This is a genomic window from Caballeronia glathei, assembly GCF_000698595.1.
Taxonomy (GTDB): Bacteria; Pseudomonadota; Gammaproteobacteria; order Burkholderiales; family Burkholderiaceae; genus Caballeronia; species Caballeronia glathei.
On sequence record NZ_JFHC01000016.1, the window covers coordinates 1 to 25886 of the forward strand.

Here is a 25886-nt window from a genome sequence, read left to right on the forward strand (position 1 = left end):
AACCCCTGGGATCACCGGGCGCTTACGCTTGAGACTCGCCGGGGTCGGTTGGGACGATCAAGCCCGCGAGTATCGCGACGATCAACGTCGCGGCCGCCGTCAGGAACAACAGGCGGTGATTGCCACCCGTGGCGTTGAAGAGCGCCGAATAGCCATACGCGGCGCCCGCCATTGCCGCCGCAGCGATGATGCTGGCGCGAGCCCAGGCAATATTCTGGCGACTCGAATGGTGCACGTTCAGTTCATGCACGCGCGCAAGTGCCAGCGGAACCATGCCTGGAGCAAAAGTGCCGATGATGGCCGTGAGAACGCCGAGCATGACTACGTTGCCGGTGGTGTACATCGTCGCGAGGACGACCGCCATGACGAGACACACCACCTTGACGGTAGTGCCGGGGCCGAAACGGTCCGCGAGATATCCATACAGCGGCGGACCTGCAATGGCACCGAGGCCATAGATGGCCCAGAAGACCGAACCCAGTTGCGTTCCCTGCCCCAGGCCGCGAGCGATGAAGTCGACGAGGAAGACCATCGGCGGGATGGCGGACGAGGCCATCAACGCATATTGCAGATACAGAACCTTGACGTCCCTGCCAAAGTGCGGGATTTGTGTGGCGCGTGTCCGCTGCTGAGGGGCGCTCGCGCCAGGCTTGTTCGAGGGCCAGAAAAACCAGCTGGCCGCGGTCAGAGCCGCCGATATGACGCCAAGGCCGATCCACGTCTGCGTCAGCCCCAGGCCGAGCAACAGGGGAATGATGGTCCCTGAACCGGCAATTCCGAGGCCAAGCCCCAGAAAAATGGCGCCACCGGCAGTGCCTTTGTTGGCGGGCGGCACGTGCGGCAGGATGGTGGCCGCAACCAGGACCATGACGACACCGCCTCCAATGCCTGACAGGAATCGCCAACTGAAGTACCACGCGAACGACAGCGGTACCGAGCATGCAAGAAAAGCGGCGGTGATCAGCACCATCATGAACCGCAGCACATGTCCGTTTGCCACGCGCGAGGCGATGGGCCGGCCGATGAGTGCGCCGCAGACGTAGCCGGCCAGGTTGGCCGAGCCGAGGTAGATCACGCTGGACGCGGAGAACCAGTGTGCCTGAATGAGCTCGGGGATCAGCGGCGTGAAGGCGAAGCGGGCCAGGCCGATGCTGTCGAGGCTTGCGCATAGGCCCGCGAAAATGTAACGCCACATGAGGACCCGGTCTATCTTCTCCGGGGCATGAGAGGCCATGTCGGAAGTCATGGAGGTATCTGCAGATGGAAGATTAAGGATTGTGTTTCCGCAGATTGCGTCGGCTCCGCCTTATTTGACACTAATGTCATGATTGACGGCGTGCTCATCCGCAATCAAGGTTTAGGTTCCTGAATTGGAGGACAACATCACGGAAGGCTCATTAAACATCAAGTTTGACACTCGTGTCAACTTATGTGGTGGCCTTCCCCATCGACATCCGCGAAGCTCGTCGACAGTCTGGTGCCGCCGGGCGCCAGTCTGTCGACGAAACCATGCAAAGGACATTTTCTTCACGGGCGAGGGCGCGAGTCGCCATATCAGCGCGAACATCGCCGTTGACAGCGTGTTCAGCATCGGTTGCCCACGCAGGCCGTCGATGCATGAATTGGCCTGCATGACGGATGGCGGATGTGGGCGAACGGTGGAGACATATAGCGATCGACAAGTGAGACGATCGAGCATGAAATTGCCGACTTGCGACATTATCATCGTCATTCAAGGTTGATAACGTGGCCACTGTTGCACGCCACTCGCCTGATCGCGCCTGAGGAATTCACCACGCTCGGCCTCCATATCCGCGTCATCGATCGGCAATCAACGCCACCGCCGAAATCAAGGAACGGATGAAGCGGCTGTTATCGGCGTCGCGAATATGTTCGCAAGGACCGGCCCGCACGACCGCTTGCGCGGTGAGCGCTGTTCCGTAGGTCGGCGGTTGGCTAGCCGCGGGCGTCTTGAGCAAGCAGAACCATGACATCAAAGTGATGGTGAGCAAAGTTGCAGGCTGCGATTGCTGCCTGCCCGCGCACGGCTTGCCCGGAGTGTTGACCGGGCTTGAGCCAGAAGCGGTTGAACACGGGTGAGCCGGATTGCATTGCAAAACGTGATTCCCTGCTGCGTTTGGTGCTGGACCTTCAGCGAACCAGGCGGAACGAGCGGGAAGCGAGTTTGTGGAAACAGAGACGAACGTGCGAACGTTGCCGACCGACATCGCGCATTCATGAGCCTGCCATGCCTAGCGAAGCGGCGAGCGCGGCCACATCGATCATCAACAGCAGTTTGCATGGGAAAACAAGTGAACTACGCACAAGGACACAACACCGGAGACTTTGAACTCGCGCGCGAGATTCATTTCCGCCTCGGAGACAGGTGGACGGCGGAGGTCGCGGCGGCTTTGGGAGACAGGTGCATGCGCTTCAAGGAGCTGTATCGGTCCGTAGACGGCATATCGCAACGGATGCTGGTCGTCACTCTCAGGCACCTTGAACGTGACGGCCTGATGACACGGAGAATTTATCCGACCGTTCCCCCGCGCGTGGACTATGAGCGCTCGGCGCTCGGGCGTTCGTTGAAAGAAGCGATCGGACCGATTGCAAGGTGGGCTGCCACCAACCGGCAAAAGATCGAGGAGTCGCGGCGCTACTTCGACATGAACGTAAGAAAAGCGGGAGCGTCCCCCAATACCCGTCAGTGTTGACATCGCCCGGGCGTCGGCGGCGGCTGGTGGAAGATGTCCGACAGACAGTTATTTGACAGGTGTGTTGGCTTAAATAATCCGGCTGCGGTGCCGTTAACAGGCAATAACCTTCGCCGCTCGGAGCCGACATGCAAACCTTTGACAGTGTGGTTCAGCTTTTTTCGAGTACCGTCGCACGGTTCAGGATCGCAACACAGGCCGGTGACGTCTATATGTGTGCAGGTCGGACCAACTACCTCAACGAAGAGCGCGCTGTCGTCGAAGTCGACACTGGCCGGCTCTTCGCCCTCTGGCGCGCCGAGCCAAACGGCCTGCACGCTGCACAAGCTCACGGTCACGAAAGAACATGGCGTCGGGATGACAAATTCCAGCATGCCGAGGAAGGCTTCCAGGGCGGCAAGGACAACCCCGTACCGCTTGCCGACATCAGTTGCCAAATCGGCCGGCGCCGTCATCCGATCATTCAGAAAAAATGGCTGCTGTTCGAAAGGACGGTCGGCTGGAACGAACATCGGTTTCCCTATGTCGCCTTCACAAACGGTGTGACGCGAACCATTTGGCTGGCTGCCAACGGTGCGAAATATTTCCCCGTGGAATGTCATGTGAGAGAGGCGGATCGTCTGCAGGAGCTCGCGGGGCTTCCAGGGGGAGGATGGAAAACCCTCGATGTCCTGGTCCCGCGATAGTCTGCCAAACAAATCATGAGCGGTAAGCGGAAGGGCTGCGGCTCAACGCATGTTCGAAGTACACGGGCGCGATCGCCGCTTTGACGAGCGAGCGCATCGTGCGCGCGGTGTGGCGCACGAGTTCAACTCGCGAATGGCCGATAACAGTCGGACGGACTGGATTTGCCGCGCGGCGATAGCCGGCCAGAACAGTTGATCGACCAACGGCAGCAGGTTCACCCTCCGCGTGGATCGAGCCGATCATCACACGCTGACCGAAAGCCCGGCGTTCATCTACCCACCAAACCGCATTGACATCCCGCCGCCCACACATAATATTGGTGGGAAACTTATTTTATGCAAGGGAATCCAGCAGGGTCGTCCTGAAACACCCGTATCCGCCTGCCTGCCCGGGCTGTCCAATCCGCCGCGTCAACCGGCACGATCGAGGAGGTTGTCGAGATGGACCAAGCAATGCGAAAACGCATCAATGGAATGTTTGTCCGGGATCGGCGCATGGCGCGCATCGCCTTGCTGCTGTTATGGGTCACGCTGGGTTACGTGTACGTCGCGGTCACGGCTTACACCACCGATCCGGCAGTGCGTGTCGCGCTTTCCATCGGTGCCGGGGCGGTGCTCGTTTTCAATACCGCGTCGATTCTCGCGATGGTGCGGCACTACAAGGACGACAAGGATCACATCTACGGTCTGGATATCCGCCATCTCGACGAGAACCGCGCGAGCAAGGCCGAATCTGCCGAAATGAAGGACGAGGCGCTCGCGCGGCCCTGACGCGTAGCGTGTCTGCTTTACCCCCGAAGCATTCCCGCAGTTTCAACTGAATTGCCAATCGAAGAGGGCACTCGCATGGCGGCCGAATACGTTCCTCCGGTGCAGAAAGGCTTCGGCCAATTGGTCGACAGTATCTTTTTGCTTGTGCTGGTGTACTGCAGCCTGCTCGCTCCGCTTCTCCTGAAGGCGCCGGATAAGCCGGTTCAGGCCGATGCGGTAAAGACGCAGGTGTCCTGGCGCGAGCTTGGCCAGAATGCTGCGATGGAAGCGCAGTGGCGCAAGCTCGGCTACGGCAGCGAGCAAGCAAAACCCATCGTCACCAGCAAGTTCAACTATGAGATCGAGCCGGTTTCATTGACCGTGACCGCGCTCGCTATTCTGAGCTATTTCGTGTTCGTCCTGCGCGTGTCCGAGCGGCAATACCGCCAGGTGATCGCCGAGAAATTTCAGGAGTAAATCGATGAACCTCTGGCCATTGCTGAGTCATGCGGCTTGGGCCGTGTCGATCCTGCTGTTCCTGTGGATTCTGATCGACGCGCTCAGGGTCCGCCGTCAATACGACGACGATTTTCTGATGAGTTCGACCGAAGGGAAGGAGTAGCCGCATCCGCCAGTTCAACCCGTTCAGGAGCTGTTCATGAGTGAAGCAGCAGTGGCAGGGCAGACAGGCGAGCGAATCGCGCTGCTGAAAGTGCTGGGGCCGATTCACGTGTGGGCGCTCGGCGTCGGGATCGTCCTTGTCGGCGAATTCATGGGATGGAATTTCTCGGTTGCGAAAGGCGGCGCGTATGGGTCGCTGATCGCATGCTGGATCATCGGCCTGCTGTACACATGCGTTGCCATGATCGATTCCGAAGTGACGTCGACGGTTGCCGCCGCGGGCGGCCAGTACACGCAGGCGAAGCACATCATCGGCCCGTTGATGGCGGACCGGCCCGCCGCCGAACTTCCGCTAGGCCTGCTCGATCCTCATGTCAGGACGATCTTCGACGATCCGCGCTCGAAGGAACTGCTGGTCACGCGGCACGGCGTGAGAATCGTCTATCAGGCGCACAGCGCGGATCGCAGCGAGTATCTGGTGCTGCGCTCTGCCGCGCTTCGGGAAGCTCACGTGCCAGCGGTACTGCTCAAGTCGATACTCGATCAGGCCGTGGCGGTGTGCGCCGATCTCGTGAGAGGAGGCGCTCATGCGCAAGCGTAAATCGATGCCGCCATCCGCACGCGACAAGAGGCCCGGCGCGCCAGCGCCGCCCCTTCGGCGGCCGCTGCATCCCTATCTCGTGCTGGGCGCCGCCGTGCTCCTGCCAGGCGCGGGACAGGTGCTCAACGGGATGCCCACCCGCGCACTGACGATGGTGTTCTTCATGCTCTCGCTCGGGTTCGTGACGATGGAGCTCGCGGCTCCGGGACGATCGTTCGTTGGCCGGCACGCGGGCGGGCTCTTCATCTACGCGATAGCCGCGCTGGATGCCTATATGATCGCGCGCTATCGCTGGGCGCTGTTCAGGCATCGTCTGCAGGCTCAAGCCACCTAGCCCACCCGCGCCCCTCGCGCGTCGTTCCCGACAAGCACAGTACGCCCTGGCCATGCCGCAACGGCAATTGCCTGGGCGCTTGCATGGCCTTCTTCAGCGACACGAAGTAAAGGCCAGCGCGATTCTTCCCGCAATTTCGTCCCGGCCAGCCGAGCGTTGCGAGTCCGCCGCCTTCCCCCATGTGAGCGCTTTTTTTGTCGCCCTACCCACGAATGGGTACTCATAAGGTGTTTCCTATCAGGAAAAAGAGTTTAGTGTCATTGACAGCCTCTTTTCGCGTGGTTACCTTGCATCAACACCTCACCAAAGACAAAGCCGAGAGCCCCATGTCACCACCTCGCCGCTTTACGCTGACCCTGTCGTGTCCTGACCGCATCGGCATCGTGGCCACTGTAAGCACGTTCCTGGCCGAGCATCATGGCTGGATCATTGAAGCCTCGCACCATGCGGACGAAATCGAAAACCGCTTCTTCATGCGCCATGAGATTGCGACCGATTCGCTGTCGATCAGCATCGACCAGTTCCGCGATCGCTTCGAGCGTATCGCGCGTGAATTCCAGATGTCGTGGAAGGTTGCCGATCACTCGGTGAAGAAGCGCGTCGTGATCCTGGTGTCGAAGCTCGAACACTGTCTCTACGATTTGCTGGCGCGCTGGAAGGCGGGCGAGCTCGACATCGACATCCCGTGCGTGATTTCGAACCATGACACGTGGCGCAGTTTCGTGGAATGGCACGGCATCCCCTTTCATCACGTGCCGGTCACGCCGGATAACAAGGAGGCGGCGTACGACGAAGTGCAGAGCCTCTTCGAAGACGCGCGTGCCGACACGATGGTGCTTGCGCGCTACATGCAGGTGCTGTCGCCGAAGCTGTGCCGCGCGTACCCGGGCCGGATCATCAACATCCACCATTCGTTCCTGCCGAGCTTCGTCGGCGCGAAGCCGTATCACCAGGCGTATACGCGCGGCGTGAAGCTGACGGGCGCGACCTGCCACTACGTGACAGAAGACCTCGACGAAGGTCCGATCATCGAACAGGACACGATCCGGGTGCGTCATTCCGATCGTCCGGACGATCTCGTGCGCCTTGGCCGCGACATCGAAAAGGCCGTATTGGCACGGGGTTTGCGCTACCACCTCGAAGACCGCGTGCTGATACACGGCAACAAGACGGTGGTGCTGCGCTAGCTGCGCGAATCGTCCCCCCAGTCGGAATCCACAAGAAGCCCCGCGCCGCGAAGGGCTGCACAAGGAGAGAGATATGCCATGGCGTCTCGCGCGTTTCGCGATGTCGAAAAAGCATCCCGAGCCGAGGATGTTCACGCAGCATGACAGTCTGCGTCGTTCCTATGACGTTGTGATTATCGGGGCTGGCGGCCATGGTCTCGCATCCGCCTACTATCTTGCCCGCGAGCACGGCATCACCAACGTCGCGGTTCTGGAGAAGGGCTATATCGGCGGCGGCAACACCGGGCGCAACACGACCATCATCCGCTCGAACTATCTGACGCCCGAAGGCGTGCAGTTCTACGACGCGTCGCTGAAGCTGTGGCAGGACCTGTCGGAAGACTTCGACCTCAACCTCTTTTACTCGACGCGCGGCCACTACACGCTCGCTCATACCGACTCCGCGATGCGCACGATGCGCTGGCGCGCCGAGGTGAACAAGCACTACGGGGTGGACTCGGAAGTGGTCGGCCCGAAGGAAGTGAAGGCGTCTGCGCCGATGATGGACCTCTCGTGCGGCGGCGTTGCTCCGATACTCGGAGCGCTCTATCACGCGCCCGGATCGGTTGCCCGGCACGACGCGGTGGCGTGGGGTTACGGGCGCGGCGCGGATCAGCGCGGCGTCGAAATTCACCAGCAGACGGAGGTGCTCGGCATCGACGTCGCCGGGGGCAAGGTCAAGGGCGTGAAGACCTCGCGCGGTTATATCTCGACCAACAAGGTGCTGTGCGCGGTCGCGGGCTCGACGCCGCGCATCACGGATATGGTCGACGTGCGCACGCCGATCTACATCCATCCGCTGCAGGCGATGGTGAGCGAGCCGCTCAAGCCGTGGCTCGACCCGATTCTCGTCTCGGGAAGCCTGCACGTGTACATCAGCCAGTCGGCGCGCGGTGAGCTCGTGATGGGAGCGTCGCTCGATCCGTACGAACTGCATTCGACGCGCTCGACACTCGATTTCGTCGAGGGACTGACGGCTCACATGCTCGAGATGTTCCCGTTCCTCTCGCAGGTGAAGGTGATGCGTCAATGGGCCGGCATGGCCGACATGACGCCCGATTTCGCGCCGATCATGGGCAAGACACAGGTTGAAGGGTTCTATCTGGATTCCGGCTGGGGAACGTGGGGCTTCAAGGCAACGCCGATTTGCGGCAAGACCATGTCGCACACTGTCGTGAACGATACGAACCATCCGCTCATCACGGGCTTCACGCTCGATCGCTTCCGTGAGTTCTCGCTGACGGGCGAGAAGGGCGCGGCGTCCGTTGGCCACTGATCGAGGAGACGAGCAATGAAGATCATGACCTGCCCGGTGAACGGTGCGCGGCCCGTGTCGGAATTCGCGTACTGGGGCGAATTGCGCGCGATGCCCGACCCGGGCACCGCAACCGACGACCAATGGGCCGACTACGTCTTCTGCCGAAACGGCGCACCGGGCATGAAAAAGGAATGGTGGTGCCACACGCCGAGCAACACCTGGTTCATTGCCGAGCGCGATACGGCGCTGGATCGCGTGGTCCGCACTTACTTGAATGGCGAGGAGGCGTAAATGCGTTTGGCTCCCCACGCAGGCGAATGGATCGCGCGCGACAAGCAACTCAACTTCTCATACGAAGGCCGGCGCTACAAGGGTTTCGCCGGCGACACCATTACGAGCGCGCTGTGGGCTTCCGACGTAACGGTGCTCGGGCGCAGCTTCAAGTATCACCGTCAGCGCGGCGTGCTGTCGCTTGCGAATCACGACGTGAACGCGATGGTGCAGGACGGCGCGCGCATCAACGTGCGCGCCGATGTCACGGAACTCGCGAGCGGCGGCAACTGGACCTCGGTCAATACGTTCGGTGGCGTGGCGGCCGACCGTGGCCGCTGGATCGGCAAGCTCGCGCCGTTCCTGCCGGTCGGCTTCTACTACAAGGCGTTCTATAGCAAGCGCTGGTTCCCGCGCTGGGAGCGCATGTTCCGCAACATGTCGGGACTCGGCAAGGTCGATTTCAGCGCGCCGCATATCCGCACGCCGAAGCGCTATGGGTTTTGCGACGTGCTCGTGATCGGCGCGGGTCCGTCCGGTCTGTCGGCGGCGCTCGCGGCGGCGGAGCAGGGCGCGGATGTCGTGATCGTCGACGAGAACGCGCGCTCCGGCGGCAGCGGCACTTACCAGTTCGGCGGCGACGATTCGCGCTATCAGGCGATGCGCCAGCTCGACGCCGAAGTGGGCAACCATCCTCGCATCCGCGTGATGACGGGCACGCTCGCAGCGGCGTATTACGCGGACCACTGGGTGCCGCTCGTCGATGGCACGCGCATCACGAAGATGCGCGCCAGGGCGGTGATCATGGCGACCGGTTCCTTCGAGCAGCCGGCGGTGTTCCGCAACAACGACCTGCCGGGTGTGATGCTCGCCTCGGCGGCGCAACGCCTCGCTTACCGTTACGCGGTGCGTCCCGGCGAGCGCGCTGTCGTGCTGACAGCGAACGCGGACGGATACCGCGCCGCGCTCGACATGCTGGCGCGCGGCGTCGCGGTTGCGGCCGTCGTCGATCTGCGGGCGTCGCACCGCTTTGGCGACCTGGGGCGCGAACTGGAAGCGCGCGGCGTCGAGGTCCTGGGTTCGAGTTGCGTGATCGAAGGAATCGCGAATTCCGCTGGCACGCGTCTCGCGAGCGTTCGCGTGGGTCCGTTCGCGCCGGATGGCGGCCCGGTGCCCGCGACGCGCACAAAGCACATTTCCTGCGACACGCTGTTGATGAGCGTCGGCTGGGCGCCCGCTGCGAACCTGCTCTATCAGGCGGGCACCCGGATGCGCTATGAAAAGCCGGTCGAGCAGTTCGTGCCGGACCAGTTGCCCGCGGGCGTGTTCGCCTGCGGCCGCGTGAACGGCGTCTTCACCTTCGACAACAAGCTGCAGGATGGGCGCCGTGCCGGCGTGCTGGCCGCGCTTCACTGCGGGGCGGGTTCCGAAGCGAGCCGTGCCACGGCAATCGCGCCTTCGGCGGAGCCGGAGTCGCCGTCTCACCCGTGGCCGATCGTGGCACACGCGCAGGGCAAGAATTTCGTCGACTTCGATGAAGACCTGCAGCTGAAGGATTTCGAAAACGCCGTGCAGGAAGGCTTCGACAACATCGAACTGCTCAAGCGCTTCTCGACCAACGGCATGGGGCCGAGCCAGGGCAAGCATTCGAATATGAATGGCCTGCGCATTCTCGCGCGGCTCACGGGCAAGGAGCCGCAACAGGTCGGAACGACCACGGCGCGTCCGTTCTTTCATCCGGTGCCGATGGCGCTGCTCGCCGGACGCGGCTTCAACGCCGAACGCCGCACGCCGCTGCACACGCAGCATGCGAAGCTCGATGCGGTATGGATGCCGGCGGGCGTATGGCAGCGCCCCGAGTATTACGCGGTGGCAGGCAAGGACCGGCTGACCTGCATTCACGAGGAAGTGCATGCGGTGCGCAACGGCGTCGGCATCATCGATGTCGGGACCCTCGGCAAGCTCGAAGTGCGCGGGCCGCAGGCCGCGGAGTTTCTCGAACGCGTGTACGTGTCGAAGTACGCGGGCCTGAAGCCCGGCATGACGCGCTATGCGCTGATGTGCGACGAATCGGGCGTCGTGATCGACGACGGCGTGATCGCCCGGCTCGCCGACGACCACTTCTACTTCACGACCACCACGTCGGGCGCGGCCGGGATCTATCGCGAACTGTCGCGGCTGAACACGATCTGGGGTCTCGATTGCGGCATCGTCAACGTGACGGGCGCTTATGCGGCGGTGAATCTCGCGGGGCGCGACGCGCGCGCCGTGCTCCAGAAGCTCGTCGATCTGGACCTGTCCTCGGAAGCGTTCCCGTTTCTCGGCATCCGCGTGACGGGGGTCGCCCTCGGCGAGCACCGCGTCCCGGCACGACTGATGCGCGTGGGCTTTGTCGGCGAATGGGGCTATGAGATTCACATTCCGGCCGAGTACGGTGCGGCACTGTGGGAGACCCTGCTGGCCGCGGGCGCGCAATACGATGTGCGGCCGTTCGGCGTCGAAGCGCAGCGGCTCCTGCGCCTCGAAAAAGGCCACGCGATCGTGAGTCAGGATACCGACGGTCTGACGACACCACGCGATGCGGGCATGGAATGGGCCGTAAAGATGGACAAGCCGTTCTTCGTGGGCAAGCGCAGTCTGCAAGTCATAGACAAGCAGCCGGTCCAGCAGCGCAGCGTCGGCTTCGCCCTCGACGAAGGCGTGAACGACCCGGGGCTGCGCGAATGCCACCTCGTGATCGATGGTGCCGAGATCGCCGGCCGCGCGACGAGCGTGTCCTTCAGCCCGACGCTGAACAGGACGATCGGTCTTGCGTTCGTGAAGCCGTCGCTTGCGGCGCCCGGCACGCGCATCAGGTTCCGGCTCACCGATGGCCGCATGGTCGCCGCCACCGTGGTCCCGATTCCGTTCTACGACCCAGAAAACCTGCGCCAGAAAGACGCCGCCTCTTCGAAACCGGCGGCACTGAAGAAGGAGACCGCATGAGCGCCCATTTTTCCGCGTTGCGCCGCAGTCCCGCGCACGACGCACAGCACGCTGCCCATGCAGAGTGGCGCGTACTCGAAAGCATGCAGGTCGCCGAGCGCTTCGGCGGCGACGAAAGGACCCGTGCGGAGATTCTCGGCATCGCCGATGTATCGCATCTGCACCGTGTGGGGTTCAAGGGGCAGGGCGCATCGGCGTGGCTCGGCGAGCAGGGGCTGCCGGTTCCGGACGCGCCGAACTCATGGAACCCTCTGGCGGGCGGCGGCTTCATCGCACGCCTTGGCCTGACCGAATACCTGATCGAGGACGGCCTGAATGGCCGGACCTCGGCGAAGCTGGCCCATCGCGAACCGGCGCTGCGTGTCTACCCGGTGCTGCGCCAGGATCTGGCGCTGGCGCTCGCCGGGGAAGCGCTGCACGAGTTGCTGCTGCAGACGTGCAGCTTCAACTTTCGCGCACTCGATCTGGAAGCAAGACCGGTGGTGCTCACATCGATGGCGGGTGTCGCCGTCACCGTGTTGCCGGGCGAGCGGATGGGTCGGCCTTACTTGCGGCTGTGGGCCGACGGCACCTACGGTCACTACTTGTGGGAAACCCTTGCCGGCATCGCTGCCGAGCTGGGTGGCGGGCCGGTCGGTCTCGCCACGATCACCGAAATCGACCAGGCAGCATCCCGGTAGGCAAGTGACAGTTGGCCAGGAGCACGCCCGAGTGGCGACCCGGCCTTCCCGACATCGCACCCATGACGCTTGAGGACAATCGACATGACCCCCGCAGAAGCCAAGAAGTTTCTCGCAGACAACGACATCAAGTACATCCTCGCGCAATTCGTCGACATCCACGGTGTCGCGAAGACCAAGTCCGTTCCGGCCGCGCATCTGGACATGATCCTGAAGAATGGTGCGGGATTTGCGGGCTTCGCGGTGTGGGGTCTCGGCATCGATCCGCAAGGCGCGGACTTCATGGCGGTCGGCGACATCGACACGCTGCAGCTGGTGCCGTGGCAGCCGGGCTACGCGCGCATCGTCTGCGACGGTCATGTGGAAAAGAAGCCGTGGGATTTCGAAAGCCGCGTTACCCTGAAGAAGCAGGTGAAGCGCCTCGAGGAACACGGCTGGATCCTGAACACCGGCCTCGAGCCCGAGTTTTCGCTGTTGCGCAAGCTCGACGACGGCAGCATCGTGCCATGCGATGCAACCGACGCCCTGCCCAAGCCGTGCTACGACTACAAGGGCCTCTCGCGTTCGCGTGAATTCCTCGAACGGCTGAGCGAGTCGCTGATCAAGGCGGGTATCGACGTCTACCAGATCGATCACGAAGACGCGAACGGCCAGTTCGAAATCAACTACACGTTCACGGAGTGCCTGAAGTCCGCCGACAACTACGTGTTCTTCAAGATGGCCGCATCGGAAATCGCGAACGACCTGGGCCTCATCTGCTCGTTCATGCCGAAGCCGTTCGCGAACCGCCCGGGCAACGGCATGCACATGCACATGTCGCTCTCGGATGGCGAGCGCAATCTCTTCGCCGACGATCACGACGACTACGGCCTCGGACTGTCGAAGCTGGCGTATCACTGGACAGCGGGCCTTCTGAAGCACGCGGCCGCGCTCACTGCGATCTGCGCGCCGACCGTCAATTCGTACAAGCGTCTCGTGGTGGGCCGCTCGCTGACGGGTGCAACGTGGGCCCCGGCGTATATCAGCTACGGCAACAACAACCGCTCCTCGATGGTCCGCATTCCGGGTGGACGGATCGAGCTGCGCCTGCCCGACGCCGCCTGCAATGCGTATCTTGCGACCGCAGCGGTGATTGCCGCGGGCCTCGACGGCGTGCGCAACAGCCTGCATCCGGGCGAGCCGTGCAACCTGAACCTGTACGAGCAGACGCCGCAGCAGTTGCGCGACCACGGCATCAGCATCCTGCCGCAGAACCTTCAGGCCGCGCTGCATGCGCTGGAGCAGGACGAGCTGCTGCGCGAGGCGCTCGGCCCGGCCGGCGGCGAATTCCTGCGTCTCAAGCACATGGAGTGGATCGAGTACATGCGCCATGTGTCCGACTGGGAACAGAAGTCTTACCTCGAATTTTTCTAAGCAACGGACCAGTCCCCTTGAATCATTGAGCGCGGGTAACGCGCGCAGGAGAAAACCCATGTGTGGAATTGTCGGATTACTCGTCAAGAAGCCGGAGCTGCGCGAGCGGCTCGGCGAATTGATGGTGCCCATGCTGATCGGCATGACCGAACGCGGCCCGGACTCCGCAGGCCTCGCGGTGTTCACCGAACCGGTCGACGAGAGCGTACGCAAGATCAGCCTGTACTCAGGCCTCGCCGATGACGGCGAGGACTTCAACTGGCACGGTCTCGTTCACGAACTGAACCTGCATCTCAGCGCGAAGGCGACGCTTCAAGCGAAGGGCAACCACGCCGTGCTGAGCGTCGGCTTCTCGCCGGAAACGGTGAAGCGCTGGATCAAGGAGCATCATCCAAAGCTGCACATTCTGTCGACCGGGCGGGCAATCGATCTGTACAAGGATGTCGGCACACCAGGGGAAGTCTCGGAGCGCTACGCGTTCAGCGGCCTGACCGGCACGCACCTCGTCGGGCATACGCGGATGGCGACGGAATCGGCGGTTACGCCGGATCGCGCGCACCCGTTCACGGCGGGAGAAGACTTCTGCCTCGTGCATAACGGTTCGCTTTCGAACCCGTATGGCGTACGCCGCATGCTCGAGCCGCACGGCATCCGTTTCGACACGGACAACGACACCGAAGCCGCGTGCCGTTACCTCGAATACCGCCTGCGCGAAGGCGACGATCTCGAAGTGGCGCTGCAAAAAGGCTTCGAGCAGCTCGACGGCTTCTACACGTTTCTCATGGGAACGCCCGACAAGCTCGCGCTGATCCGCGACCCGTTCGCCTGCAAGCCCGCCGTTGTCGCTGAGACCGACGACTTCGTCGCGATCGCCTCGGAGTTCCGCTCGCTGGCGCATCTGCCCGACATCAAGCATGCACGCGTGTTCGAACCGGCCCCTGAGGAGATGTACGTATGGAAAGTATGAACTTTGACCTGTCGAAGACGCCGGTGACGGAGGTCAACCGCTTCCTTCACAAGGACGCCGCTGGCCGTGGCACCCGTGTGGTGCGTATCAGCAACCCAGACGGCGCACACAACATCGCGGTCGGCATGAACCTGCCGATCGAGATCGAGATCGATGGTCACGCGGGCTACTACGCGGCCGGCATGAACAAGGAGGCGAAGGTGACCATCGCGGGCAGCGCGAGCACCGGCGTCGCCGAAAACATGATGAGCGGGCGCGTGCACGTGAAGGGCTTCGCGTCGAACGCGGCGGGCGCGTCGGCGCATGGCGGGCTGCTCGTCATCGAAGGCGACGCGGGGCTGCGCTGCGCGATCTCGCTCAAAGGCGCGGACGTCGTGGTGAAGGGGTCGGTCGGCAGCTTCTCGGCCTTCATGGCGCAGGCGGGGCGGCTCGTGGTCTGCGGCGACGCGGGCGATGCGCTCGGCGACTCGCTCTACGAGGCCGTGCTCTACGTGCGCGGCAACATCAAGTCGCTTGGCGCGGATGCGCGCGAAGAGCCGATGACGGGCGCCGATGTCGAAGCCGTCGCGCAGTTGCTGCGCGCGTCCGGGCCGGCCTTCGCGGAGTTCGATCCGAAAGATTTCAAGCGCATCGCTTCCGCTCGTTCTCTGTATCACTGGAACGCGGACGCGAACCAGGAATATTGACCCAAGGATCCTCGCCATGGAAATCAAGCCCGTACACATGAAGCACATCGCCACCGAAGAATCCTGGGGCTTCGACCGCAAGACGATCGACTACATCCAGAACGCAGCGGCGCACGGTCTCTATGAGATCCGCGGCCTGGGTGCCAAGCGCCGCGTGCCGCATTTCGATGACCTGCTGTTCCTCGGTGCGTCGCTCTCGCGCTATCCGCTGGAAGGCTATCGCGAGAAGTGCACGACGAAGACGGTGCTCGGCACGCGCTTCGCGAAGAAGCCGATCGAACTCGCGATCCCGATCACCGTCGCGGGCATGAGCTTCGGCGCGCTGTCGGCGAACGTGAAGGAAGCGCTCGGACGCGCGGCGACGGAGATGGGCACGTCCACCACGACGGGCGACGGCGGAATGACGCAGGAAGAGCGCCTGTCGTCGAAGACGCTCGTCTATCAATGCCTGCCGTCTCGCTACGGCTTCAACCCGGACGACGTGAGGAAGGCCAACGCGATCGAAGTCGTGATCGGTCAGGGCGCGAAGCCGGGTGGCGGCGGCATGCTGCTCGGCCAGAAGATTTCGCCGCGCGTGGCGAAGATGCGCACGTTGCCGGAAGGGATCGACCAGCGTTCGGCATCGCGTCATCCGGACTGGACGGGTCCTGACGATCTGCTGATCAAGATCCAGGAACTGCGCGAAATCACGGACTGGGAAACGCCGATCTACGTGAAGGTGGGCGCGACGCGCACGTTCAACGATGTGAAGCTCGCGGTCCATGCGGGGGCTGACGTGATCGTCGTCGACGGCATGCAGGGCGGCACGGCGGCGACCCAGACGTGCTTCATCGAGAACGTGGGCATTCCCACGCTCGCGGCGCTGCGTCAGGCCGTCGATGCACTCGAAGACCTGAACATGAAGGGCACGGTGCAACTGATCGTCTCGGGCGGCATTCGCAGCGGCGCCGATATAGCGAAGGCGCTGGCGATGGGGGCGGACGCCGTGGCGATCGGGCAGGGCGTGCTCGTGTCGCTCGGCTGCAATAGCTCGACGTATGTGCAGGGCGGCCAGCACGTGTCGGCCCTCGACGAATACGCGAACCTCGGCACCGCGCCCGGCTATTGCCATCACTGTCACACCGGCAAGTGCCCGGTCGGGATCACGACGCAGGACGCCAAGCTGCAGGAACGTCTGCAACCGGAGGTGGGGGCGAAGCGGCTGAAGAACTACCTGAAGACGCTGAACATGGAGTTGACCACCATCGCGCGCGCCTGCGGCAAGCAGAACGTGCATCATCTGGAGCCCGAAGACCTGGTCGCGCTGACCGTCGAAGCCGCGGCGATGGCGCGTGTTCCGCTCGCGGGCACGAACTGGATTCCCGGCTTCAACGGCTCGCGATGAGCGCACGGATCATCGATGGAAGGCAGCTCGCGCGACGCTTGCGCGAGCGGTTTCGCGAGCGCGTGACGGCGCTCGCGACGCGCGGCGCAGCCGTTCTGGCAAGTGCCAGCGCGGTAGGGGGTTTTGTGTACACCGCTTGATGCGCTCGTGCTTCTATAAAACTTGTTTTCGTAGTGGTTTATTAGCACTGCCCCTGTCCGGGGCGGGACTTACTTTCTTTGGCTAGCGCAAAGAAAGTAAGCAAAGAAAGCAGCTTTTTCAGGCAGCAGCATGCAAGCGCCACAGAACGTGTTGTTCGGAGTGGCCTCCCCGCCGGAGCGTCGCCCTCATGTCATTCGCCGGGCTTGGTACGCAGACCCACTGCGCCAACTCGGTGTATAACAGACAGGCACAGCCGTCATACATCCGTCTTCGCTGCGCTCAGACGTCGGGTGAAGCGGGTGGTGAATTGGGGTGAGCGGCAAGCCCATGCGAAGCGGAGCAATCGGTTGTGGCTTGCCCTGCGTCGGAGCGAAGCGAGGACGGAGCTGAACGGAGCGCTTACCACTTCGAGGAAGTTCGAATTGACACCGTGGGTCCGCGTACCAAGCCCGGTGATATTGTGAGGGCGACGCTCCGACGGGGAGGCCACTCTGATCAACACGTGCTGTGGCGCTTGCATGCTGCTGCCTGAAAAAGCTGCTTTCTTTGCTTACTTTCTTTGCGCTAGCCAAAGAAAGTAAGTCCCGCCCCGGACAGGGGCAGTGCTAATAGACCAATAGAACTCCGGGTTTCATGAAAGCCCAGGTGCATCAAACGGCGTAAACAACACCAACACGACCCATGTCCCGCGATCCACGCGATTCACTGAACAAGACCGACGCCCGCGCGGCGCTGGAGGCCGCATATCGCCACGCTCTCGCGTTCGACGACGCACGCGCAACGCGCGCGCCGAACGCAGCCGCCAATTTCGATGCCCTGATGCGTGCGTTCGGTGGTCCCGTGCCCGAGGCCGGTTCGCCAGCCGATGACGTCATCGAATGGCTTGTCGCGGCAGCTGAGCCAGGCCTGATGGGCACGGCCGGGCCGCGATTCTTCGGATGGGTCGTAGGCGGCTCGCACCCTGTGGGCGTGGCCGCCGACTGGCTCACGAGCATGTGGGGGCAAAACGCCGGCAGCTATCACGGTGCGCCGGCGGGCGCCGTGGCCGAGCAGGTTGCCGCGCAATGGCTCATCGATATTCTGAGGCTGCCGCGCGAGTGTTCCGTCGGCATCACGAGCGGCGCGACGATGAGCAACTTCGTGTGCCTCGCGGCCGCGCGCGGCGCGTTGCTGCGGCGCGCAGGCTGGGACGTCGAAGCCGACGGGATGTTCGGTGCGTCGCCCATCACCGTGTACCTCGGCTGCGATGCACACGCGAGCGTCTTCGCCGCATTGCGCTACCTGGGCTTCGGTGAGCGCCGCGTCGTGAAGATTCCCGTCGACGCCGCCGGCCGCATGGATGCCGGCGCGCTGGGCGCCGCACTCGCCGACGCCAATGGTCCGCTGATCGTGATTGCGCAGGCCGGCCACATCGTGACGGGCGCATTCGACGCGTTCCGCGAGATCGCCGCGCTTACTCATGCGCGCGGCGGATGGCTGCATGTGGATGGCGCGTTCGGCTTGTGGGCGCAGGCATGTCCGTCGAAAGCGCGGCTTTCCGACGGCATCGAAGACGCGGACTCATGGGCCACCGATGCGCACAAGTGGCTCCAGGCGCCCTATGAATGCGGCTGCGCGTTCGTGCGCGATGCAAACGCGCACCGGCGCGCCATGTCGATCGACGCGAGCTACCTGCCAACCGGCGGCGACGAGATCCGCGACCCGTTGCACTATGCCCCCGAACTCTCGCGACGTGCGCGCGGATTTGCGCTTTGGGCGCTGTTGCGCGCGTTCGGCCGGCAAGGCATCGCGCAGATGATCGAGCGGCATTGCGCGCTCGGCCGGCGCATGGCGGCGCGACTGGCCGCGGAGCCGGGCATCGAGGTGCTGAACGAGGTCGAACTGAATCAGTTCGCGGTGCGCTTCGGAGCGGGCGACGAGGATCCGGCAAGACGCGATGCGCTCACGCTGGCAACCGTCGAACGGATTCAGGCGGCCGGCGTTTGCTATGTCGGCGCAATGCGCTGGCGCGACCGCGAGGTGATGCGGGTGTCGGTCATTGCGTGGCCGGCGACGGAGGACGACATCGACCGCTCGGCCGAATCGATGATAGCGGCGTGGCGTCAGACGAACGCGCGCGATGACCGCCGCGATGCAGCGGCCATCGGCTGAATTACCGCTTCGATCCTGCGATCGCGTTGGCGGTGGCCAACAACGCCTCGGCCATGCGGATGCTCGCCGCGTCGATCAGGCGGCCGTCGAGCGACACGGCGCCCTTGCCGTCGTTCGCCGCCTGCGCCATCGCTTCCATGATGCGGCGCGCCTTCGTGACCTCCGCTTCCGACGGCGTGAACACCTTGTTTGCCAGCTCGATCTGCGACGGATGAATCGCCCATTTGCCCTCGTAGCCAAGCACGGCCGCGCGCTTCGCCGCAGCGTCGTAGCCGTCCGGGTCGCTGAAATCGCCGAACGGGCCGTCGATGGGACGCAGCCCGTAGGCACGGCACGCCACCATCATGCGCGTTTGAGCCGCATGCCACTGATCGGTCCAGAAGTAGTCGCGCTCGCCGCGCTCGTTCTGGTCAGTGAGCACGCCGGAATCGCGATTGACGCCGCCGATCACCGTCGTGCGCGCGCGTGTCGACGCCGCATAGTCCGCGACGCCGAACGACATCGCTTCGAGCCGCTTGCTCGCTTGCGCGATCGCTTCGACGTTGGCCATGCCGAGCGCCGTTTCGATGAGCACCTCGAAGCCGATGCGGCGCGTGCGGCGCTTTGCCGTTTCGATCTGCGTCACGAGCATGTCGAGCGCGTAGACATCGGCGGCGACGCCCACCTTCGGAATCAGGATCATGTCGAGACGCGGGCACGCTTCCACGATATCGACGACATCGCGATACATGTAGTGCGTATCGAGTCCGTTGATGCGGACCATCATCGTCTTGCTGCCCCAGTCGATGTCGTTCAGGCCCGCGACGATGTTCCTGCGCGCCTGCTCCTTGTCGTCGGGCGCGACGGCGTCCTCGCAGTCGAGGAAGATGATGTCGGCAGCAGATTTAGCGGCCTTTTCGAACATCGCCGGATTGGAGCCGGGGACCGCAAGCTCCGAGCGGTGCAGGCGTGGCGTGGCCTGCTCGATCACGGTAAAGCTCATGCTTGACCTCCTGTGGTGGAATTCCGAAAGGGTGGTTCAGCCGGTTGCGCCGAAGCCTGAAGCGATGCAGTTGATCGAGAGCAGGAGCGGCACCAGATAGCCGCGCCTTTCCACATCCGAGCTGGCCTGCCGATAGAGCCGCAGCAGTTCGATCTGCTGCCGGCCGACCTGGTTGATGGCCGGCAGCCTGCGCGCGAGCCGCTCGCGAAACCGTGGAAAACGCTCCGCAATCTCGTTGCCCCCGCTCACGCGCAGCACCATCTGCGTGGTGAGGTGCAGTTCGTGCTCGATCTCGCCGAAGACGCTCTCGCGCAACCGGTGGTCGGCGACGAGTTCCGCATAGCCGCGCGCGATGTCCAGATCGACCTGGGCGAGCGTCTTTTCGACCTCGTCGATGATCAGCCGGAACAGGCGCGATTCCTCATACATGCGCTTGAGCAGTTCGAGACCGCGCTCCTTGCGCACCGCGAGAAACGCCGCTATCGCACTGCCGACGCCATACCAACCCGTGAGCGCATGCCGGTTCTGCGTCCACGCGAATACCCACGGAATCGCACGCAGATCCTGCATGGTGCGCGCGCCAAAGCGCCGCGCCGGCCGCGACCCCATGTTGAGCGCCGAGAGTTCTTCGAGCGGACTGGCTGCCTGAAAATACGCAATCAGATCGGGCTGCTCGATGAACTTCGCATACGCCGCACGCGATGCGCCTGAGAGCGCTTCCATCGCTTCGTCGAATTCGCCTTTCGGCACGAGCGCCTCTTCACGTTCCGACTTGAGCGTGTGCTCGAGCACGCTCGATGCGAGCAACTCGACGTGATACTGCGCCGTTCCGCGATTCGCATACTTGAACGAGACGACTTCACCTTGCTCCGTTACGCGAAAGCGTGCATTCACGGAGCTTACGGGCAGCGCCGCGATCGCGCGTCCGGCGGGAAGGCCGCCGCGGCTTACCGACCCGCCGCGGCCATGGAAGAACGCGATCGTCACGCCCAGTTCCTTGCCAAGGCGCGTGATCTTTGTCTGTGCCTTGGACAATTCCCAGTTGCTCGCGAAGAAGCCGCCGTCCTTGTTCGAGTCGGAATAGCCGATCATGATTTCGAGCACGCCGCCCTGGGCGCGCAGGCTGCGGCGGACGATCGGAACGGCAAGCAGCTCGCGCAGGATCTCGGGAGCGCGGCGCAGGTCGTCGATGGTTTCCAGAAGCGGCACGACAGGCAGCGTGCAGCTTTCTATCCCGGCCGCATCGGAGAACAGGCCGGCTTCCTTCGCGAGCAGATAGACACCCAGGATGTCGGTCGCGTGATGTGTCATGCTCAGGATGAAGGAGCCGAACGCATTGCGATCCACCACGCGACGCATCTCCCGGACCGTGCAGAAGATCTGCAGCGTTTCGGCTTCGAGCGCTGGCAGCGTGCCGAGCAATGCGGCGCGGCTTGCGTCGCTCATATTGGCATCGAGCGGACGCGCCAGTTCCGCAAGCAGCCACGCCTTCCATTGGGGCGACTGCGGCGCGGGCGGCTCCGCGCCGTCTGCCGCGCGCGAGCGCCAGAGCGCCACGAGCGTCTTCTCGATCACCGTCGAGTTTTCTCTCAGGTCGAGCTGCACGGTCGAGAAGCGGAACGTCTCCACTTCGTGCCGCAGTGGCCGCACGTAAGTGCGTGCAAGCGCGATGCTGCCGGTGGCGACGAAGGCCTGTTCGATCACGCGCAGATCGGCGGCCAGCTCGTCCGCCGTGGCATAGCCGCCTTCGGGTGCCGCTCCGGCGCCGCGGCGTTGCGCATGGCCGAGGGTCGTGTCGAGCCGCCGCAGCATGCACGTCAGATACTGGCGCGCGAGTTCGCCCGGGTTGCGCGCGGCGATGGTCTCACCTTCACCGCTTTGTTCGAGGGCGCGCGAGAGCTGCTGCCTGAACGACTCCGGCATGGGCAGCGCTTCGGCGGTGAGGCTGAGTGTCTGCGTCAATTCGACGAGGCGCTGCCGATACCGCTTCAGGCACGCAAGGCGGTTTTCATGCAGCGTCGCGCGAGTGACCTCGTTGTTGACGAACGGATTGCCGTCGCGGTCGCCGCCTATCCACGAGCCGAACTGAAAGAAGCGCGGCGTCTCGAAGCGCTCGTCAGGGTAGTAGTGATGCAGCGCCTCTTCCAGCTTGTCGAGGAGCAGCGGCACCGCCTCGAAAAGCGTTTCGCTGAAAAAGTGCAGGCCCCAGGCCACTTCCTGAGCAACCGTCGGCTTTTCACGGCGCAACTCTCCGCTCATCCACAGCAACTCGATCTCATTGCCGAGCGCGCCGACGAGCGCGCGCCTTTCGCGCGGCGTCCACCGTGGCGACTCGAGATCCATGAGCTTTCGATAGATGCGCCGATGAATCTCGAGCACGGTCACACGCTTGGCTTCCGTCGGATGCGCGGTGATGACGGGGCGCACCTTCAGGTTCTGCAACACCGAGCGCACCTCTTCGGCGGGCACACCCGCCGCCGCCGCTTCCGCAACGACGCGCGCGAACGACGCGGGCAGGTGATCGTAGCCGCATTCGATCTCGATCTCGCGGCGGCGGCGCATCGCCGTGCTCTGCTCGGCGATGCTCAGCAGTTGAAACCAGATGCCCTGCGCCTGGAGGCTTCGACGCCAGACGGCGCGCGGCACGGTGTCGGGCAGCGACTGGCCGCGCAGCGCGAGTTCGACTTCTGGCTGGCGCCGCCGGGCCACGTCGCAGAGCAGGCCGAACAGCAAATCGACGACCCCAGGCTCATAAGCCTTCGAATCGAGCTTCGGCAGCGCGGCCGAGGCGGTGGCAAGGCGCGCCACCGCCGCTTCCCCGGAAGGCTGCCGGTGCGCCGGGTGCGTGAGTGCGGGGGCGAGGGCGGCAGCGGTGCCGCCTTCGCGCTCAAGCGACGCGGCGCGTGACATTTTGAGCAAGCGCCGCAGCCACCGTGGACCCGAGTTCGGACGCACTGGGCGCGACGAACAAGCCGTAGGACTTCATGATCTCGGCCTTCTCGGCTGCGCTGTCGCCTGTCGCCGAAATGATCGCGCCCGCGTGCCCCATGCGCCGGCCCTTCGGAGCGGTGAGGCCCGCCACGTAGCCGACCACCGGCTTCGTCATGTGATCCCTGACCCAGCGCGCGGCCTCCGCTTCCTGCGGCCCGCCGATCTCGCCGATCATGATCACGACCTCCGTCTCCGGGTCCTGCTCGAAGCGGCGCAGATGATCGAGGAAGGAACTGCCGTTGATCGGATCGCCGCCGATGCCGACGCTCGTCGTCACGCCGAGACCGAGTGCGTTGAGTTGAGCAGCGGCTTCATAGCCGAGCGTGCCGGAACGCGACACGATGCCGACCGAACCGCGCCGGTAGATATGTCCCGGCATGATGCCGAGCATCGCGCGGCCCGCGCTGATGATGCCCGCGCAGTTCGGCCCGACGAGCGTCGTGCGCTGCTCCTTCGGATAGCGCAGCAGATAGCGCTTCACGCGCATCATGTCCTGCGCCGGAATGCCGTCGGTGATCGCGCAGACGAGTTCGAGACCGGCGTCGGCGGCTTCCATGATCGAGTCGCCGCAGTAGGGCGGCGGCACGAACACGAGGCTCGCTGTGGCGCCGGTTGCGCGCACTGCTTCCTTCACGGTGTTGAAGACGGGCAGGTCGAGATGGCGCTGCCCGCCCTTGCCAGGTGTTACGCCGCCCACCACGTTGGTGCCGTACGCGATCATCTCCTTCGCATGAAAGGAGGCCTTGTCGCCGGTGAAGCCCTGCACGATCACGCGCGTCGTTTCGTCGATGAGAATGCTCATGTTCTTTCTCCCTATTTGCTCTTGCCGGCGCGGTGCGCCTTGGACGCCTCGACCGCTTTTTGCGCCGCTTCCAGCAGCGTGTCGGCGGCGATGATCGGCAACCCGCTTTCCCTCACGATCCTGCGCCCCTGTTCGACGTTCGTGCCCGCAAGGCGGACGACGAGCGGCACGCGCAGGTTCTTCGCGGCCTGCACGACGCCTTCGGCCACCCAGTCGCAGCGATTGATGCCCGCGAAGATGTTCACGAGAATCGCGGACACGTTCGGGTCCGACAGCACGAGGCGAAATGCGGCGGCCACGCGCTCGGGCGACGCGCCGCCGCCGACGTCGAGGAAATTCGCGGGTTCGCCGCCCGCGTACTTGATGGTGTCCATCGTCGCCATCGCGAGGCCCGCGCCGTTGATGATGCAGCCGATGTCGCCTTCCAACCCGACATAGTTCAGGCCGAACTGCGCGGCCTCGGCCTCGCGCGGATCTTCCTGGGCCGCGTCGCGCATCTCGGAGACGTGCGGATGCCGGAAGAGACCGTTGTCGTCGAATGAGACCTTGGCGTCGAGCGCGATCACGCGGTCGTCCTTCGTCACGACGAGCGGATTGATCTCGACCATGGTCGCGTCGAGGTCGCGAAACGCCCGGTATGCGCCCATGATGGCGGCGACCGCGCGGCTCACCTGCTTGCTGTTCAGCCCGAGCCCGAACGCGAGTTCGCGCGCCTGGAACTGCTGCAACCCGACCGCCGGTTCGACGACCGTTTGCAGCACGGCGTCGGGCGACGTATGGACGATCTCTTCGATGTCCATCCCGCCTTGTGCGGTGGCGATCACGCGGACACGTTCGGCCTTGCGGTCGAGCACGATGCCGAGATAGAGCTCGCGCTCGAACGATTCGGCGACTTCCACATAGACCCGCTCGACGACCTTTCCTTCCGGCCCCGTCTGCTTCGTGACGAGATGCTTGCCGAAGAGGCCGGTCGCGGCTTCGTGCACGTCGTGATAGGTCTCGCACAGCTTGATGCCGCCTGCCTTGCCGCGCGCACCGGAGTGAATCTGCGCCTTCACGGCCCAGTGCCAGCCGCCGAGTTCGGTGGCGCAGTAGACGGCCTGGTCGGGCGTGTAGGCGACCGCGCCGCGCTGGATTGGCACGCCGAACCCGGACAGCAGTTCCTTCGCCTGATATTCGTGGATGTCCATGCTGGTTTCCTGGATGAATGCGGGGTTGCTGGAATGTGTGTGACGTAGCGGCGGTAGCGGTTGCTCCGGTCCGCTCAGGTGACGAGATGCTGCGGCTTGCCGCGCACGAACGCCTCGATGTTGTCGATCAGCTGGTCAGCGAGGAACTGCATGGCGTCATGCGAGGCCCACGCGACATGCGGCGTCAGGATGAAGTTCGGCAAGTCCGGATCGAGCAGCGGATTGCCGTCCCTGGGCGGCTCCGTCGTCAGCACATCGAAGCCCGCGCCCGCGATCAGCCCTTCCTTGAGCGCCGCGACGAGCGAGTCCTCGCACACGAGGCCGCCGCGCGAAGTGTTGATCAAAAGAGCCGTGCGCTTCATCATGCGGAACTGTTCGAGCGCGATCATGTTGCGCGTCGCGGGCCTGAGCGGCGTATGCAGCGAGATGACATCCGACTCGCGAAGCAGTTGATCGAATGGCGCGTAGGCGGTGCCGTCCAGCAGTTCCTTCCTCGACGAGCCATGCTCGGCGAACAGCACGCGCATTCCGAAGCCGCGTGCAATCGCAGCCGTGCCCCGCCCGAGCGACCCTTCGCCGACGATGCCGATGGTCGCGCCATGCAGGTCGCGAATCGGGTGATCGAAGAAGCAGAACTGGTCGCTCGTCTGCCAGCGGCCTCGCCGCACGTCTTCGCGATAGGCGCCCAGGTTGCGGCGCAGCGCGAGAATCAGCGCGAATGCATGCTCGGGCACGGTATGGGTCGCATAGTTGCGGATGTTCGCGACGGCGATGCCGTGGTCCCGGCAATACGCCGTATCGATCACGTCGTAGCCGGTGGCGGCCACCGCGATCAGCTTGAGGCGAGGCAGCTTCGCGAGCGTGTCGGCCCGCAGCGGCACCTTGTTCGTGATCGCGATGGTCGCGCCTTCGAGCCGGTTCGCCACGTCGCGCGCGGCGCTCACGTCGTACTCTTCCCAGCGATGCTCGAAGGAAGGACGCCGCACATCGGCTTTCAAGGTGGAGCGGTCGAGAAATACGATGTCTTGTCGCATGCTGTCGGCGTCCTTGCTGG

The 25886-nt window shown here is 63.8% G+C and carries 25 protein-coding genes; 17 read left to right on the forward strand and 8 right to left on the reverse strand.

The features are described 5' to 3' along the window. Window positions 1-22: 22 nt before the first annotated feature. Window positions 23-1246: a YbfB/YjiJ family MFS transporter gene (locus tag BG61_RS12515; protein WP_035937831.1), complete on the reverse strand. Its 1224-nt coding sequence runs from the start codon at window positions 1244-1246 to the stop codon at window positions 23-25. 571 nt (window positions 1247-1817) lie between these two features. Next, window positions 1818-2012, reverse strand: a complete 195-nt coding sequence (locus tag BG61_RS41865; RefSeq protein ID WP_129572265.1) for a hypothetical protein — start codon at window positions 2010-2012, stop codon at window positions 1818-1820. 300 nt (window positions 2013-2312) lie between these two features. On the opposite strand from BG61_RS41865, the gene BG61_RS12520 reads away from it, so the two are divergent. Continuing rightward, window positions 2313-2714 carry a winged helix-turn-helix transcriptional regulator gene (locus BG61_RS12520; RefSeq protein WP_206540586.1) on the forward strand — a complete coding sequence of 134 codons (402 nt, stop codon included), beginning with the start codon at window positions 2313-2315 and terminating at the stop codon, window positions 2712-2714. 128 nt (window positions 2715-2842) lie between these two features. Further along, window positions 2843-3400: a plasmid fertility inhibition factor family protein gene (locus BG61_RS43265; protein WP_051672462.1), complete on the forward strand. Its 558-nt coding sequence runs from the start codon at window positions 2843-2845 to the stop codon at window positions 3398-3400. A 13-nt stretch (window positions 3401-3413) separates the two neighbouring features. Here BG61_RS43265 and BG61_RS41870 read toward each other — a convergent pair whose 3' ends face one another. Next, on the reverse strand, window positions 3414-3644 hold the full coding sequence (locus tag BG61_RS41870) for a hypothetical protein (RefSeq protein ID WP_129572264.1): 231 nt from the start codon (window positions 3642-3644) through the stop codon (window positions 3414-3416). 251 nt (window positions 3645-3895) lie between these two features. On the opposite strand from BG61_RS41870, the gene BG61_RS12530 reads away from it, so the two are divergent. From BG61_RS12530 to BG61_RS12600, 15 genes are all read left to right on the forward strand, one after another. After that, a complete protein-coding gene (locus tag BG61_RS12530; protein WP_232256392.1) occupies window positions 3896-4171 on the forward strand; it encodes a hypothetical protein in 276 nt (91 codons plus the stop codon). 75 nt (window positions 4172-4246) lie between these two features. After that, a complete protein-coding gene (locus tag BG61_RS12535; protein WP_035937827.1) occupies window positions 4247-4627 on the forward strand; it encodes a hypothetical protein in 381 nt (126 codons plus the stop codon). A 4-nt stretch (window positions 4628-4631) separates the two neighbouring features. After that, on the forward strand, window positions 4632-4772 hold the full coding sequence (locus tag BG61_RS43270) for a hypothetical protein (protein ID WP_035937825.1): 141 nt from the start codon (window positions 4632-4634) through the stop codon (window positions 4770-4772). 36 nt (window positions 4773-4808) lie between these two features. Further along, window positions 4809-5372 (forward strand): hypothetical protein, encoded by a 564-nt coding sequence (locus BG61_RS43955; protein ID WP_035941683.1) that lies wholly within the window; start codon window positions 4809-4811, stop codon window positions 5370-5372. Then, on the forward strand, window positions 5359-5706 hold the full coding sequence (locus BG61_RS12550; RefSeq protein ID WP_232256391.1) for a hypothetical protein: 348 nt from the start codon (window positions 5359-5361) through the stop codon (window positions 5704-5706). The genes BG61_RS43955 and BG61_RS12550 overlap by 14 nt, the downstream gene beginning before the upstream one ends. 326 nt (window positions 5707-6032) lie before the next feature. Beyond that, window positions 6033-6893, forward strand: a complete 861-nt coding sequence (gene purU, locus BG61_RS12555) for a formyltetrahydrofolate deformylase (RefSeq protein ID WP_035937821.1) — start codon at window positions 6033-6035, stop codon at window positions 6891-6893. Window positions 6894-6966: 73 nt separating this feature from the next. Further along, entirely contained in the window at window positions 6967-8208 is a 1242-nt protein-coding gene (locus BG61_RS12560; protein ID WP_035937819.1) for an FAD-dependent oxidoreductase, read from the forward strand. A gap of 15 nt (window positions 8209-8223) precedes the next feature. Continuing rightward, complete coding sequence (locus tag BG61_RS12565; protein WP_035937817.1) at window positions 8224-8481, forward strand: sarcosine oxidase subunit delta; 258 nt, start codon at window positions 8224-8226, stop codon at window positions 8479-8481. Further along, window positions 8482-11445: a glycine cleavage T C-terminal barrel domain-containing protein gene (locus tag BG61_RS12570; RefSeq protein ID WP_035937815.1), complete on the forward strand. Its 2964-nt coding sequence runs from the start codon at window positions 8482-8484 to the stop codon at window positions 11443-11445. It abuts the gene before it with no gap. After that, on the forward strand, window positions 11442-12125 hold the full coding sequence (locus BG61_RS12575; protein WP_035937813.1) for a hypothetical protein: 684 nt from the start codon (window positions 11442-11444) through the stop codon (window positions 12123-12125). Before BG61_RS12570 ends, BG61_RS12575 begins: the two co-directional genes overlap by 4 nt. Window positions 12126-12209: 84 nt before the next feature. Then, complete coding sequence (gene glnT, locus BG61_RS12580; RefSeq protein ID WP_035937811.1) at window positions 12210-13538, forward strand: type III glutamate--ammonia ligase; 1329 nt, start codon at window positions 12210-12212, stop codon at window positions 13536-13538. A 58-nt stretch (window positions 13539-13596) separates the two neighbouring features. Continuing rightward, window positions 13597-14505, forward strand: a complete 909-nt coding sequence (locus BG61_RS12585; protein WP_035937810.1) for a class II glutamine amidotransferase domain-containing protein — start codon at window positions 13597-13599, stop codon at window positions 14503-14505. Further along, window positions 14493-15191 carry a GltB/FmdC/FwdC-like GXGXG domain-containing protein gene (locus BG61_RS12590; protein WP_035937809.1) on the forward strand — a complete coding sequence of 233 codons (699 nt, stop codon included), beginning with the start codon at window positions 14493-14495 and terminating at the stop codon, window positions 15189-15191. Before BG61_RS12585 ends, BG61_RS12590 begins: the two co-directional genes overlap by 13 nt. A 16-nt stretch (window positions 15192-15207) precedes the next feature. Beyond that, window positions 15208-16575 (forward strand): FMN-binding glutamate synthase family protein, encoded by a 1368-nt coding sequence (locus BG61_RS12595; protein WP_035937808.1) that lies wholly within the window; start codon window positions 15208-15210, stop codon window positions 16573-16575. A gap of 822 nt (window positions 16576-17397) precedes the next feature. Beyond that, on the forward strand, window positions 17398-18867 hold the full coding sequence (locus BG61_RS12600; protein WP_051672463.1) for a pyridoxal phosphate-dependent decarboxylase family protein: 1470 nt from the start codon (window positions 17398-17400) through the stop codon (window positions 18865-18867). A 1-nt stretch (window position 18868) separates the two neighbouring features. Here the strand turns inward: BG61_RS12600 and BG61_RS12605 are convergent, their stop codons facing one another. The 5 genes from BG61_RS12605 to BG61_RS12625 form a co-directional block, all read right to left on the reverse strand. Continuing rightward, window positions 18869-19849: an HpcH/HpaI aldolase/citrate lyase family protein gene (locus tag BG61_RS12605; RefSeq protein WP_035937807.1), complete on the reverse strand. Its 981-nt coding sequence runs from the start codon at window positions 19847-19849 to the stop codon at window positions 18869-18871. Between the two features lie 36 nt (window positions 19850-19885). Beyond that, window positions 19886-22759, reverse strand: coding sequence for a phosphoenolpyruvate carboxylase (locus BG61_RS12610; RefSeq protein WP_081868055.1), 2874 nt, complete (start codon window positions 22757-22759; stop codon window positions 19886-19888). Beyond that, window positions 22737-23642 carry a succinate--CoA ligase subunit alpha gene (sucD, locus tag BG61_RS12615; RefSeq protein ID WP_035937806.1) on the reverse strand — a complete coding sequence of 302 codons (906 nt, stop codon included), beginning with the start codon at window positions 23640-23642 and terminating at the stop codon, window positions 22737-22739. Before sucD ends, BG61_RS12610 begins: the two co-directional genes overlap by 23 nt. Before the next feature lie 11 nt (window positions 23643-23653). Beyond that, the gene (locus BG61_RS12620) at window positions 23654-24832 is read right to left on the reverse strand and encodes a malate--CoA ligase subunit beta (protein ID WP_035937804.1); all 1179 of its coding nucleotides are present in this window, start codon (window positions 24830-24832) and stop codon (window positions 23654-23656) included. Between the two features lie 74 nt (window positions 24833-24906). Further along, window positions 24907-25866: a D-2-hydroxyacid dehydrogenase gene (locus tag BG61_RS12625; RefSeq protein WP_035937802.1), complete on the reverse strand. Its 960-nt coding sequence runs from the start codon at window positions 25864-25866 to the stop codon at window positions 24907-24909. Window positions 25867-25886 lie beyond the last annotated feature (20 nt).

Excerpts from the sequence above, each read along its gene's own strand:
- BG61_RS12515 (WP_035937831.1), bottom strand. The coding sequence starts at position 1,246 with ATGACTTCCGACATGGCCTCTCATGCCCCGGAGAAGATAGACCGGGTC.
- BG61_RS43265 (WP_051672462.1), top strand. The coding sequence starts at position 2,843 with ATGCAAACCTTTGACAGTGTGGTTCAGCTTTTTTCGAGTACCGTCGCA.
- BG61_RS41870 (WP_129572264.1), bottom strand. The coding sequence starts at position 3,644 with ATGATCGGCTCGATCCACGCGGAGGGTGAACCTGCTGCCGTTGGTCGA.
- BG61_RS12530 (WP_232256392.1), top strand. The coding sequence starts at position 3,896 with ATGGCGCGCATCGCCTTGCTGCTGTTATGGGTCACGCTGGGTTACGTG.
- BG61_RS12535 (WP_035937827.1), top strand. The coding sequence starts at position 4,247 with ATGGCGGCCGAATACGTTCCTCCGGTGCAGAAAGGCTTCGGCCAATTG.
- BG61_RS43270 (WP_035937825.1), top strand. The coding sequence starts at position 4,632 with ATGAACCTCTGGCCATTGCTGAGTCATGCGGCTTGGGCCGTGTCGATC.
- BG61_RS43955 (WP_035941683.1), top strand. The coding sequence starts at position 4,809 with ATGAGTGAAGCAGCAGTGGCAGGGCAGACAGGCGAGCGAATCGCGCTG.
- BG61_RS12550 (WP_232256391.1), top strand. The coding sequence starts at position 5,359 with ATGCGCAAGCGTAAATCGATGCCGCCATCCGCACGCGACAAGAGGCCC.
- purU (WP_035937821.1), top strand. The coding sequence starts at position 6,033 with ATGTCACCACCTCGCCGCTTTACGCTGACCCTGTCGTGTCCTGACCGC.
- BG61_RS12560 (WP_035937819.1), top strand. The coding sequence starts at position 6,967 with ATGCCATGGCGTCTCGCGCGTTTCGCGATGTCGAAAAAGCATCCCGAG.
- BG61_RS12565 (WP_035937817.1), top strand. The coding sequence starts at position 8,224 with ATGAAGATCATGACCTGCCCGGTGAACGGTGCGCGGCCCGTGTCGGAA.
- BG61_RS12570 (WP_035937815.1), top strand. The coding sequence starts at position 8,482 with ATGCGTTTGGCTCCCCACGCAGGCGAATGGATCGCGCGCGACAAGCAA.
- BG61_RS12575 (WP_035937813.1), top strand. The coding sequence starts at position 11,442 with ATGAGCGCCCATTTTTCCGCGTTGCGCCGCAGTCCCGCGCACGACGCA.
- glnT (WP_035937811.1), top strand. The coding sequence starts at position 12,210 with ATGACCCCCGCAGAAGCCAAGAAGTTTCTCGCAGACAACGACATCAAG.
- BG61_RS12585 (WP_035937810.1), top strand. The coding sequence starts at position 13,597 with ATGTGTGGAATTGTCGGATTACTCGTCAAGAAGCCGGAGCTGCGCGAG.
- BG61_RS12590 (WP_035937809.1), top strand. The coding sequence starts at position 14,493 with ATGGAAAGTATGAACTTTGACCTGTCGAAGACGCCGGTGACGGAGGTC.
- BG61_RS12595 (WP_035937808.1), top strand. The coding sequence starts at position 15,208 with ATGGAAATCAAGCCCGTACACATGAAGCACATCGCCACCGAAGAATCC.
- BG61_RS12600 (WP_051672463.1), top strand. The coding sequence starts at position 17,398 with ATGTCCCGCGATCCACGCGATTCACTGAACAAGACCGACGCCCGCGCG.
- BG61_RS12605 (WP_035937807.1), bottom strand. The coding sequence starts at position 19,849 with ATGAGCTTTACCGTGATCGAGCAGGCCACGCCACGCCTGCACCGCTCG.
- BG61_RS12610 (WP_081868055.1), bottom strand. The coding sequence starts at position 22,759 with ATGTCACGCGCCGCGTCGCTTGAGCGCGAAGGCGGCACCGCTGCCGCC.
- sucD (WP_035937806.1), bottom strand. The coding sequence starts at position 23,642 with ATGAGCATTCTCATCGACGAAACGACGCGCGTGATCGTGCAGGGCTTC.
- BG61_RS12620 (WP_035937804.1), bottom strand. The coding sequence starts at position 24,832 with ATGGACATCCACGAATATCAGGCGAAGGAACTGCTGTCCGGGTTCGGC.
- BG61_RS12625 (WP_035937802.1), bottom strand. The coding sequence starts at position 25,866 with ATGCGACAAGACATCGTATTTCTCGACCGCTCCACCTTGAAAGCCGAT.